Raw genomic sequence first — 12,653 nt, forward strand, 5'->3', positions numbered from 1 at the left:
GAAGCGGTGCGTACCCAGGTGTCACAGCAATTCAGATTTATGTTCCAACGCAAACCGCAACAGCGCATTGTGCCCGTGCAGAGCGAGCTTGCGGCAGATGTTGGCGCGGTGGTTTTCGACCGTGCGGTAGCTGATGGTTAATTCTTCGGCGATGTCTTTGCTTTCTTTCTGTTGGGCGATCAGGCGCAGGATGCGGCGTTCGGTGGCGGTCAGATCGCCGAGGCCGGGTTTGTGTTCGGCCATTCCGGCGGCGCGCGCCGTGCGGTTGAACAAGTGACCGGTGAGCGCCGAAGACACGAACGGATGACCCGCCGCGACGGCTTTGACGGCGGCGACGATGTCGGTGACGGCGCTCTCTTTCAATACGTAACCGAGCGCGCCCAGATCGAGGGCTTCGTTGAACATCACTTCATCGCTGTGAATGGTCAGGAAGATGACGGCCACGGCGGACTGACGCGCGCGCAGTTGGCGCAGCAGTTCAAAGCCGCTCAAGCCGGGCATGTTCACATCGAGGATGGCGATGTCGGGCTGGTGCTCCGCGATGGCGGCGAGCGCGGTGGGGCCGTCGCCCGCCTCGGCAACGACGCGCAAACGCGGCTCGGTTTCGATGATCGTGCGCAAGCCGCTGCGCACAATCGGATGATCGTCGGCAATCACGAGGCGAATGTCAGGCGCTTGGTTCATGTTTCAATGCCAGGTTGATCTGCAAACGTGTGCCCGCGCCCGGCGTGGATTCGAGCGCGAACGTGCCGCCGAGCATGCGCACGCGCTCGGCGATGCCGGTCAAGCCAAAACCTTTCGATTGGGCATTGCGGATTACGGAGTGCGGATTGAAAGGCATCTGCGAATCTGCAATCTGCAATCCCCAATCCGCCATCCCTCGTCCGTTGTCCTGCAACGTCAATTCGACGTGCGCGTCTTTGCGCAGCATCACGAGTTGCGCGGCGGTCGCGCCGGAATGCTTGACGATGTTGCTCAAGCCTTCCTGCACGATGCGGTAAACATTGATTTCGTCGGCGGGCGCGAACACGCCATCGAGCGGATCGAGTTCGGCAGTAATTGCAATGCCCGAAGCGTGCGCGACCTGCTTGACCAGACCGTGCAATGTTTTGGTAAGTCCGGCTTGTTCTAACTGGTGGGGGCGCAGATTGTAGGAGATTTCTTTGACCTCGTGAATGGCCCGCGAAGCCTCTGCGGAAATATCGCCGATTTGCGCTTGCGTTTGCGTGGGGCTGAACTTGTTTTGCAAGAGCAGCAAGGCCAAGTTTTTGATGACGATCAGGCGTTGCCCCAGACTGTCGTGCAATTCGGCAGCGATGCGCTGGCGTTCGCGTTCCTGCGATTCGAGCAATTGTTGTGAGAAGACTTGCTGCTGGGCATGCTTTTTTTCGACCAGCGCGAGCCGCCAACGATGCGCTGACCACACCAGGCTTGCGACGCCCACGAGCATCAGCGACACAAACCACCACCTGCGCCAGAACGGCGGGATGACTTCGATCAGCAAACGGCGGCCTGCGCTGTTCCAGACGCCGTCGGCATTGGCTGCCGTCACGCGAAACGTATACTGGCCCGGCGGCAGTGACGCGTAATAGGCCACGCGCCGCTCGCCCGCCTGCACCCAGTCGCGATCGTAACCTTCGAGTTGATATTTGAATTGCACGTGCTCGGGCAGCCCCAGACTCAAGCCCGTGTAATGAATCTCCAGATCACGGTGCTGCGGCCCGACTTCAATCTTTTCAAGCGCCTTGACGGGCGACCGGTCGAGGATCGTTTGCTCAATCTCCACGGGCGGCGGCAGCGCATTGATCTCGCGCGGATCAATCACCGCGACTCCGGCAATGGTCGGAAACCAGAGCCGGCCATCGCGCGCGCGCCAGCCGGCGGGCTGTCCGCCACCATTCGTCTCGCTGCTCTTCATCCCGTCGGCGGCGCGGTAAGAAACGCAAGTGAACGCCGAGAGCTTGCCAGCGGCGTAATCGTTGAGTTCCTGACGGCTCACGCGATAGATGCCGCGATTGCCGCTCATCCAGAAGTTGTCGTGTTCATCGGCAATGATGCGCGAGACGTTGTCGTCAAAGAGTCCGTCTTTGGTCGTGATGGCGACGAACTTGCCGTTGCGAAAACGATTGAGGCCGCCGCCATACGTGCCGATCCACAAACTGCCATCGCGGTCTATGTGGATGGCGCGCACAAAGTTGTGTGAAAGGCCTTGCGCCGTGGTGTAGTTGGTAAAGCGCCCTGCTTGAAAGCGGCTCAAGCCTTCGACCGTGCCCAGCCAGAGCGCGCCCGCGCCGTCTTCCGTGATGAAACGCACGCTGTTGTTCACTAAACCATCAGTCGTGCGGTAAGTAGTGATCGTCTCATTGTGCAATCGGCTCAACCCATTCGCCGAACCGATCCAAATCTCGCCCGCGCGATCCTGATAGAGCGCCCACACGTTGCCCGGCGGCAAGCCTTGCGCGGCGGTGTAGCTGGTCAATTGCCCGTCCTTGATTCCGTCTTTGGGCCCGGGCTTGAGACGAACCACCGTGTTTTCCAAACCAATCCAAAGATCGCCCGCGCGGTCAATCAGCAACGCGCGCGCACTGTCGCCGGGCAAGCCTTCCTGGCGTGTGAAAGGGGTGATGCGTCCGGCTTGCCAGCGCATGACGCCGCGTCCCAGCGTGCCGAGCCAGAGCGCGCCCGCGCCGTCTTCAACGATTGGCAGCAGGCTGTTGCTGAGCAATCCATCGTCGGTGGTGTAAGTCACCACACGGTTCCGGCGCCAGCGGAAGAGGCCGCCACCATTGGTGCCGATCCAGAAATTGCCTTCGCGGTCGCCGTGAAAACCCCAGACGGTAAAGGGCGGCAGGCTCTGCTGCTGCGGATGCGGGCGGCATTGGCCGCCGCTCACCTGGCGCAACCCGACTCCGCCAAAACCGTTCACCCACAGCATGCCTGCCGCATCTTCATAGAGTTGGCGCACGTTTCCGCCGCAATCAAGCAGCGTCGGCGGCTCAAATTTCCCATTGAGGATTTGCGCCACATACTGGCCTGCTGCCGCCCACAGACTCCCGTTACGCCGCACGCACAGCGATTGAATCGGCGGCACTGCATTTTTCCCAGCCTGCTGCTGTACCGCCTCAACCGCAAATACACCAGCGCGAAACTGGGCTAAGCCGCCGGACGTGGCGACCCACAAATGGCCCTCGCGGTCTTCGGCCAGCGCATGAACGGCCTTGTCCGGCAACCCGTCAGCTACGCCGTAGTTTTTGAATTGACCGTGACTGAAACGTGACAATCCATCATCCGTGCCGATCCATAAGTCTCCCTGCCGATCCTCGGTGATCACATAAACAGTATTGTTGGATAACCCCTGCGCAGTGGTGTAAGCGGTAAAAACTCCGGCTTGGAAACGCGTGAGGCCGCCACTGTCCGTGCCAACCCAGAGCGCGCCTGCCCGGTCTTCGTAAAGGAAACTGATCCGATTGCTGCGTAATCCAGGGGTGTTGGTCGCGTTGAAGACCGTGAATTTCACCCCATCGAACCGCGCCAGCCCACCCAACGTGCCCAGCCAGAGATAGCCGGCGCGCGTTTGCCAGATAGCGCTGATCGTGTTCTGCGGCAGGCCGTTCTCGGTCGTCCAGTTGGTTTGGGCATAGTGTGTCGGGAGGGCTTGCGCCGCCACCTGCGCGAGGGGCAGCAACATCAGGAAGATGATTTGAGTGATGGACATGCTCAGCCTGCCGTCTTTTGTGATCTGTGAGTGCCGATGTATATCCCCGATTGGGGCGCGCGCCAATCGCGGCGGAGAATCATAGCTGCAACCAAAAAAAGCGGCACGCACTATCCAATAGCCGGCGCGCGTTTTAAGCAGTGCGTGAACGGCGTTTTGCGGCAACCCGTTGTCCGCCATCCATTGGTCAAAGCGGTACTGCGCCTGCGCCACCACATTGAGCAGCCAGCACCACATCACGAAATAAAACGGGGCCCATCCCACTAATGCGAGTCTTCGTTGATACATTGTGTTTGAACCAGTTTGAGTACCGCAGAGGGCAGAAGCGCGCGCACTCTAAAACAAAACAGGCAGACCGGCAATATAACGCGCGGCTCAACGCGGTCTGGCTTGTCTGGCTTTAGCGAATTGTGCCAACGAAGAAAAAGCTTGAGCGACGCACCGTTTCAGGTGTAATAATGAGCTTCCGATTTCCCAACGATATGAGATGAATGATCTAGTCATCTTAATGGCATCCGCCTTTGAATAATCCCCAAGCTTCATTTGCACAGATTCTGCAAAGATTCAGTTTTTCATAAAAGGAAGGTTTAGCTGTGAGCAACAAGCAAGTTTTACTCGACCGCATCGCCCAGCGCAGCGCGCGCGTCGGCGTCATCGGACTCGGTTATGTCGGCCTGCCGTTGGTGGTCGAATTCGGCCACGCCGGTTTCGTCTCCACCGGGTTTGAAGTGGACACGCGCAAGGCCGACGCCATCAATCGCGGGGAAAGCTACATCCCGGACGTGCCCACCGCGCAGGTCGCCGCATTGGTCAAGGCCGACAAGCTGCAAGCCACGACCGATTTTTCGGCGCTCAAGGATCAAGACATCATCATCATTTGCGTCCCGACGCCGCTGCGCAAAACCAAAGACCCCGATGTCTCTTACATCCTGGCGGCGGCGGAAAAGATTCAGGAAACCTTGCGCCCGGGCCAGTTGGTAATTCTGGAATCCACCACCTACCCCGGCACGACCGACGAAGTGTTGAAGCCGATCTTTGATGCGAAGGGTTTGAAGATTGATGAGGATTACTTCCTGGCTTTCTCGCCCGAACGGGTTGACCCCGGCAACGAGAGTTTCAACACCAAGAACATCACCAAAGTCGTCGGCGGCGTCACGGCGGACAGCGCCGATGTGGCGGCGGCGGCTTACGGCACGATGGTGGACAAGGTGCACCGTGTGACGTCGGCGCGCGTGGCCGAGGCTTGCAAGCTGCTCGAAAACACCTTCCGCGCGGTCAACATCGGCCTGGTCAACGAACTGGCACAGCTTTGCCACACGCTGGGAATTGACACCTGGGAAGTGATCGCGGCGGCGGCGACCAAGCCCTTCGGCTTCATGGCCTTTTATCCAGGCCCCGGCATCGGTGGGCATTGCATCCCGCTCGATCCGCATTACCTCTCGTGGAAGGCGCGCATGCACGGCTTCGAAGCGCGCTTCATTTCCCTTGCCGAAGAAGTTAATTCCAAGATGCCCGAGCACGTGGTCGAACTCGTCACCGACGGCCTGAACGGTCATCGCAAAGCGGTGAACGGCTCGAACGTGTTGGTGTTGGGTGTGGCCTATAAACGCGACATTGACGACATGCGCGAAAGTCCGGCGCTCGCCGTGATCGAACACCTACAAAAACGCGGCGCCGCAGTCAGCTTCCACGATCCGTATGTGGCCGAGGTTCATCTGGAAGGAAACGGCGCGCACCTGAGCGGCATTCCGCTGACATTGGAAGCCGTCGCCAACGCCGATTGCGTCATCATCGTCACCGACCATCGCAACGTGGATTACAAATGGGTGGTCGAGAACGCCAAGCTGGTTGTGGATACGCGCAATGCGACGCGGCCCTTGGGCGAGAATGAGAAGATCATTCGGCTATAAATCAAAAGGCAAAAGGCAAATATCAAAAGGCAAAAGTGTGGAACTGATCTTTAGAAATAAAGAAAAGTGCCGACCTTTTGCCTTTTGATATTTGCCTTTTGCCTTTTGATTTTCCTACCACTCACCCGTGCGATCCCACGCAAACGCCCGCAATTTATCCAGCAATTCAGCCGACAACATTCGCCCATCCGAATAGGAAAGATTGGCCGTGACGTGTTTGGCCGTGCGCATGCCGGGGATCACGGTGCTGACGGCGTCGTGGTGCAGCGTGAAGCGCAAGGCCAATTCGGCCAGCGTCGCGGCTTCACTGCCCAACGATTCTTTCAGCTTTCCGACGCGCTCAAACACCTTCTGTTTGCGGTCGCCCCGGAAGAACCAGTTGCGGAAATCGCCTTCGGGAAAGGTCACATCAGGTGTGATCACACCGGTCAAGCCGCCCTCATCAAACGGCACGCGCGCCAGCACGCCGATGTGATGTTGCTGGCAAACCGGATACAGCTCGTCTTCGGGCGCTTGCTCAAAGATGTTGTAGATGACCTGCACGGTGTCAATGTAACCGAGCTTCAACACTTCGATGGCGTTGGCAGGCTGGTAATCGTTGAGTGAGAGGCCGAAGTAACGCACCTTGCCGTCTTCGCGCAATTTCATGAACGCATCCAGCCATTCGTTCTGATGCGCCCAGGTGTCGTGCCAGACGTGCAGTTGTTGAATGTCCAGACAATCTACGCCCAGATTGCGCAGACTCTGCTCGGTGCATTCGATGATGTAATCGTAGGGAAACACATCGTGCACCGACACCGGACGCGCCGGCCATTCCATGTTTTTGGGCGGGACTTTGCTGGCGAGATAGATACGTTCCTGGCGGGCGCGCGCGACTTCGCCGACCAGCTTTTCGCTGTGGCCGCTGCCATAGGCCAGCGCCGTGTCAATGAAGTTCAAGCCCTGATCAATCGCCAGGTTCAACGCGCGTTTGGCTTCGTCATCATCGCCGCCCCGCCATTGCACGCCGCCGATGCCCCAGGCGCCGTAACCGACCTCGGAAACCTCAATCCCCGTCCGGCCCAGTTTGCGGTATTTCATGATTCTTCTCCCTCGTGTTTTTGATTTGAATGTGATGCGCTGGACGCACGGGCATTTACGCACTCGGCATTTTGCGTTGTCAAGCAAGGCGACTGGCGTGTGCCCGGCCCATCATCAGCCGCGCTATTTGATTAACAAAACACCGCAGCACAAACGGATACCGTCTACTCAATTGCAAGCCGATCTCGCTCTGATGCCGTGCCGACCCATCTGCTGAGGCAAGCGGCGCTGGGCGGTGTCTGGCTCGACGATTACTCCAACGTGTTGAGCATGTTTCGCTGGAAGTAGCACCACAGCAACCAAACACCATCCGCGCTAAAAACGGCTAAACCCCACGCCAGCGCCGCTGAGGCGGTGGCGTGGGGTTAGCGTGGTTGCGGGTTCAGCGTGCTGGGTCTATTTCGAATTGATGCCCATCACAAACCCGTCAAGCCCGACCGAAAGACTGGCGAGTTCGCCGGGCATCTGTTGAAAGCGTGTGGTGGCCGGATTGAACCAGAAAACCTCGTGCGCCGCATTGAGGCCCCAGACCGAACCCGCGCGGCCCACCGCCAACTTCACCAAACGGCCCGGCACTTGGGCGAACCGCATGGTGGCCCCGTTGAGCGCGAAAATTTCGTTGTTGGCGTTCAACCCCCACACCGCGCCGTCCTGGAATTTGCTGACGCTGATTTGCGCCAGGCGACCGGGCACTTGTTGAAATTCCCGGGCGACCGGATTGAACTGGAAAATCTCGCCGCTCGCATTCAGCCCCCACACACTGTTGTAGCCAACTGCGATTTGCACCAACCGTCCCGGCACTTGCTGGAATTCGCCAGTCTCGCGCTTGAAAACGAAGATTTCCTGTTGCGCGTTCAGCCCCCAAACATTGCCGTTACTGATGGAAATCTGCGCCAACAGGCGGCCCGGTACTAGCTCGAACTCTTGCGTGTCTGAATTGAATCGGAGAACTTCCTGCCACGGATTGATGCCCCAGGCCTCACGCCCGGTCGTATCCACGGCGATTTGCGTCAGCGGCCAGTAAAATTGCGTGTAAGTCTGCGTCTCCCAGTCGTAGCGGAATACTTCGTTCTGCGCATTGATGCCCCAGATAAAGCTGTTGAAACCCTGACCGACTTCGATCTGTTTGAGGCGGCCCGGCACTTGCTCGAATTGCTGCTGCTGCGGCTCGCGGTACAGCGTGCCTTGATTTTGGAACACCTCGCCACCTGCTTCCGTCCAGTGAACCCAACTGAACGAGATGGTGGAAGCGCCGTTGATGAAAGGCGGCACAAAGATGCGCGCCGGGCTGCTGCTTTCGTCCAGCCATTGCAAAGCGGGCGTGAGTTCGCCGCTCTTCCACAACAGGTTGCCGCCGCGTGTCAGATCAGGCGCGCCCGCGTGAAAAACGGCCCACTCGTGCGGATTTTCCAGGATCGTCGGCACCTTGTTCCCGTCCTGCTGAATATGCCAGATCGCTACGCCTTCCGACGCCACCTCGCTATCAAAATTGGTGTTGCCGGGCGCACGGCGTGAACGGTATTCGACGATAAAGAATTCTCCGACGCCGCGCGCCGAATCGTAAAGAATGACCGGCGCATCAGGCCGGAAGCTTTGCTGCGCGTGCAGAAATTCGGTTCCTGGCGCACGCAAATCACGAATGCGCGGCTCGACCCAACCCAGTTGCAAGCGATGCCAGGGGTCAAGATAGTAGCTGCGTTTGTCGTCGTAGTTGGTGTAAACCGTAGCGCCCATCAGGGTGAGGTCATTGTTCAGCCCACCGCCGCCGTACAAATCCAACGCCCCCAATTGATGATTGAGTTCGTGCGTGATGGACATCAAGCTGGCGCTTTGTTCAATGTTTGCTGCTTGCCCGCAAAAACTGACGCTGGAATTGCCTGCGCGCAAACAACCGGTGGGGCGGTTGTAGGCGGTATCAGGAACTCCATCGTTCGGGCGCCGCGCGTTTTGAATAATCAGCACGCCCAGTTCACTGCTGTCTACAAAGCGGTCGCCGTTGGCATCGAATTGCGCAAAGTTGAACCCATCCTGCATCGCTTTCAATATGGCCCGGTTGGAACGCGCGATGTCCGTCCCCTCACCGCCCTGCACAAAGGCATCCGCCACGGAAAGATTGACTTCCACAACGCCGCCCACGCGCCAGCTAAACCGCCCGTTGGATATGGCAAGAAAGTAATTGCTGACGCTGCGGTCTCGACTCTGCAGCGAAAAGACCAGCGAACTGTAATAGCTTTTGTCTTTGTCGGAGGCAAAAGGCGCGCCGCCATCGTAATGGGCGATAATTAGCAAAAGCGGACGCAGCCCTTTGACATTGCCCATCTTGCGGTAGCCGAAATCTTCCAGCGACTGCGCCAGCACGGAAACACCGCCTAGCGCCAGGCACGCCACCCAGAGACAAGCCGTTTTCAGTAGTTGCCGCGTCTGCTTTGCCTGCGTTGCTCGCTCAAACTTTTGCTGCTGTTTCATCACTGTTCACTCCTCGTTCAGGTTCGCTCGGTTGATCCATTTACGTTTTGATTGCACGAACACCTCTCAATCACGCAGCATCACTATATGCAGCGGGCTGGCTAACCAGGATGGGACGTGTCATAGATCAGCCGTGACTTCGGTCACACTGCCAGACCAGCAGGCTTTAACGGAGCGATTGGCAAAATCGCAGACAGCAGGCAGGGTGGTTCGCTTGAATGATTGAAGAGATGCCTTTTGCGCCGCCCACAAAGTTTGCTAGCATCTGGCTTGACCGAGTTCACAGTTGTTTAGGTGTAGCTGTCATGCCAACCATTGATCCGCAACACGAAGATGATGTCCTGACTGAGCGCAAGCAGAAGCTGCAAAAGCCGCCGCTCTATAAAGTCCTCTTGCACAACGATGATTTCACGACGATGGATTTTGTCGTCTTCGTGTTGGTGCAGGTCTTTCACAAAGGCGAGGAAGAAGCGATCCAGATTATGCTCGCGGTTCATCAGCAAGGCGTCGGTGTGGCGGGCGTTTTCACCTACGAAGTCGCCGAGACCAAAGTCAACCAGGTACACAATCTGGCAAAGGCGCATGAATACCCGCTGCTGTGCACCCTGGAAGAAAACGAATAAAGCACCATGCAATTGACCATCGCCGAATTACTCGCTTACACCGACGAAGAGCGCGCCAAATGGCAACGCTGGTTCGCCGCGCATGGCGACGAACCGTTGAAGCTGGCGCTCGCCGGTGAAACGCATACCAGCCTGGGCGCCTTGATCATGCACATTTTCTGGGCCGAAGGGTTTTATGCTTACTGGCTGCGCGGCGAAGTGCTCTCGCAAGACAGCACGGTGGTCAAAGAGAATCAGGCGCGGCCCAACGATCAAGCCGCCGCAGTCTTTGGCCTCGGTGAAATCACGCGCGCGGCCATGCGCGCTTTTACCGGCAGCGCCAGCGCCGAGGATTGGGAGCGCGCCTATGAACTGGCAGTGCCGGAATTGCACTTTCAAGGCTCCGCGCGCAAATTGATCGCGCATATATTGATTCACGAAATTCGGCATTGGGCGCAGGTCGCCATCATCATCAGACAAAATGGGCTGACGCCGCCGGGCGATCACGACTTGGTGTTTAGCCCCTCTTTCGGGCCGCTGGCACGGCGCATTTCCAACCCAGACTAACGCTTTATGATAACCAGAGAATTACAAGCCACCCTGAACCTGGCCGCCAACGAGGCGATCACACGGCGCCACGAGTTTTTAACGCTGGAGCATCTGCTCTTTGCCTTATTACACGACCGGCAAGGCGGCGAGATCATCCTCAATTGCGGCGGCAACCTCGACGAGTTGCAGCAAGAGCTGGAAGTGTTCTTCGCCGAAAATCTGCACCCGTTGCCACTGGGCGTCGAACGCTTTCCCGAACAGACTGCCGCCTTTGAACGCGTGTTGGAGCGCGCGCTCTTTCAAGCGCAGTCATCCGGCCAAGAAAAGATTGACGCGGGCAACATCCTGGCCTCGCTCTATCTGGAAAATCATTCGCACGCGCTTTACCTGCTGGAAAAACAAGGCATCTCGCGGCTGGATATGCTGAATTACATCGCGCACGGCATCTCGAAACTCGACGCCGACGATGACGACCTGTTGGCGGAGGAGACTGACGATACCGACGAGCCGGATGCCATCTTGGGCAAACGCGACAGCCAGCCGCGGCACGGCAAAGACCCGCTCTCAGCCTTCACCGCCAACCTGACCGAACGCGCCGCGCAGGGCAAGATTGATCCGCTGATTGGCCGTCTGGCCGAACTCGAACGCACGATTCAAGTGCTCTGCCGCCGCCGCAAAAACAATCCGCTTTATGTCGGCGATCCCGGCGTCGGCAAGACCGCCATTGCCGAGGGACTCGCGCTCAAGATTCACGAAAACGCCGTGCCCGACCCGATCAAAGGTTTTGAGGTTTACGCGCTGGACATGGGCGCGCTACTTGCCGGCACGCGCTATCGCGGCGATTTCGAGAATCGCCTGAAAGCCGTCATCCAGGCCTTGCAGGAAAAGCCCAACGTGATTTTGTTCATTGACGAAATCCACACCATCGTTGGCGCGGGCGCGACCAGCGGCGGTTCGATGGATGCCTCGAACATCCTGAAACCCGCGCTGGCCAACGGCGAAATGCGCTGCATCGGTTCGACCACGCACAGCGAATACAAGGCATCGTTTGAACGCGACCGCGCGCTGGCCCGCCGCTTCCAGATCATCGAAATTTCGCAACCGAGCATCGCCGATACGATCCAAATCCTGCGCGGCTTGAAAGGCCTTTACGAAACCGCGCACGGCATCCCCTACAGCGACGCGGCCATCACCGCCGCCGCCGAACTGTCGGCCAAATACATCAACGACCGTTACCTGCCCGACAAGGCGATTGATGTGATTGACGAGGTCGGCTCGGCGATGAAGCTAAAACCTGCCGCTGAACGGCCCGCGCTCATCACCGAACACGAAGTCGAACTGGTCGTCGCCAAGATGGCCAAGATTCCCCCCAAGACCGTCTCGACCAACGACAAACTGAAACTGCAAAACCTGGAAGGTGAATTGCGCGAGGTGCTTTACGGCCAGGATCACGCCATCACCAAACTGGTCAACGCCATCAAACTCTCGCGTTCGGGCCTGGGCCACCCCGACAAACCCGTCGGTTCGTTTCTGTTTTCCGGCCCGACGGGCGTGGGCAAAACCGAACTCGCCAAACAACTGGCGCACGCGCTGGGCGTCGAATTCATTCGTTTTGACATGAGCGAATACCAGGAAGCGCACACCATCTCACGCCTGATCGGCGCGCCGCCGGGCTACGTCGGCTTTGATCAAGGCGGCCTGCTGACCGATGCGATTCGCAAAACGCCTTATGCCTTGCTGGTGATGGATGAGATCGAAAAGGCACACCCGGCGCTGTTTGATATTTTGTTGCAGGTGATGGATCACGCCACGCTGACCGACAACAATGGCAAGAAGGCCGACTTCCGCAATGTCATTCTGATCATGACGACCAACGCGGGCGCGCGTGATTTGAGCGGCAAACGCATGGGCTTCAAACAGGTCGAACAGACCGGCATCGGCGGCACCGGCAGCAAAGCCCAGGGCGCCATCGAACGCACGTTTAGCCCCGAATTCCGCAATCGCCTCGACGCCTGGATCGCCTTTGAACCGCTAACCACCGAAGTCATCAAACAGGTCGTAGACAAATTCATCAACGAATTGCGCTCGCAATTGATCGAGAAGAAGGTCGAGTTGGAACTAACCGATGCGGCGCGCGAGTGGCTGGCGACGAAGGGCTACGACAAACTTTACGGCGCTCGCCCCATGGCGCGGCTGATTCAGTCGAAGATCAAAGAGCCGTTGGCGAATGAAATTTTGTTTGGCGCGTTGGAGAAGGGCGGCAGGGTGATTGTGGATGAGAAGAACAAAGAGTTGGCGCTGGAATTCACCGCCGCAAGCTGAAAGGTCAAA

The 12,653-nt window shown here is 58.1% G+C and carries 8 protein-coding genes; 4 read left to right on the plus strand and 4 right to left on the minus strand.

Annotation, left to right across the window (positions count from 1 at the left end):
• Positions 1-21: 21 nt before the first annotated feature.
• The gene (locus HY011_19360; protein MBI3425100.1) at positions 22-684 is read right to left on the minus strand and encodes a response regulator transcription factor; all 663 of its coding nucleotides are present in this window, start codon (positions 682-684) and stop codon (positions 22-24) included.
• The gene (locus HY011_19365) at positions 668-3,715 is read right to left on the minus strand and encodes a hypothetical protein (GenBank protein ID MBI3425101.1); all 3,048 of its coding nucleotides are present in this window, start codon (positions 3,713-3,715) and stop codon (positions 668-670) included. Before HY011_19365 ends, HY011_19360 begins: the two co-directional genes overlap by 17 nt.
• 593 nt (positions 3,716-4,308) lie before the next feature.
• Here HY011_19365 and HY011_19370 point away from each other — a divergent pair.
• Positions 4,309-5,625 carry a nucleotide sugar dehydrogenase gene (locus HY011_19370; GenBank protein MBI3425102.1) on the plus strand — a complete coding sequence of 439 codons (1,317 nt, stop codon included), beginning with the start codon at positions 4,309-4,311 and terminating at the stop codon, positions 5,623-5,625.
• A gap of 114 nt (positions 5,626-5,739) precedes the next feature.
• On the opposite strand, the gene HY011_19375 is transcribed toward HY011_19370, so the two are convergent.
• Together HY011_19375 and HY011_19380 are read right to left on the minus strand one after the other, a co-directional pair.
• Positions 5,740-6,705 carry an aldo/keto reductase gene (locus HY011_19375; protein MBI3425103.1) on the minus strand — a complete coding sequence of 322 codons (966 nt, stop codon included), beginning with the start codon at positions 6,703-6,705 and terminating at the stop codon, positions 5,740-5,742.
• A gap of 396 nt (positions 6,706-7,101) precedes the next feature.
• The gene (locus HY011_19380; GenBank protein MBI3425104.1) at positions 7,102-9,171 is read right to left on the minus strand and encodes a hypothetical protein; all 2,070 of its coding nucleotides are present in this window, start codon (positions 9,169-9,171) and stop codon (positions 7,102-7,104) included.
• Positions 9,172-9,485: 314 nt separating this feature from the next.
• Between HY011_19380 and clpS the strand changes: the two genes are divergently transcribed.
• From clpS to clpA, 3 genes are read left to right on the plus strand one after another with little or no spacing between them, the layout of a single operon-like run.
• Positions 9,486-9,794, plus strand: a complete 309-nt coding sequence (clpS, locus tag HY011_19385) for an ATP-dependent Clp protease adapter ClpS (GenBank protein MBI3425105.1) — start codon at positions 9,486-9,488, stop codon at positions 9,792-9,794.
• A gap of 6 nt (positions 9,795-9,800) precedes the next feature.
• Positions 9,801-10,340, plus strand: a complete 540-nt coding sequence (locus tag HY011_19390) for a hypothetical protein (GenBank protein MBI3425106.1) — start codon at positions 9,801-9,803, stop codon at positions 10,338-10,340.
• A 6-nt stretch (positions 10,341-10,346) separates the two neighbouring features.
• Positions 10,347-12,644 (plus strand): ATP-dependent Clp protease ATP-binding subunit ClpA, encoded by a 2,298-nt coding sequence (clpA, locus tag HY011_19395; protein ID MBI3425107.1) that lies wholly within the window; start codon positions 10,347-10,349, stop codon positions 12,642-12,644.
• Positions 12,645-12,653: the final 9 nt, after the last annotated feature.

It is taken from the genome of Acidobacteriota bacterium (genome assembly GCA_016196035.1).
GTDB lineage: Bacteria > Acidobacteriota > Blastocatellia > RBC074 > RBC074 > JACPYM01.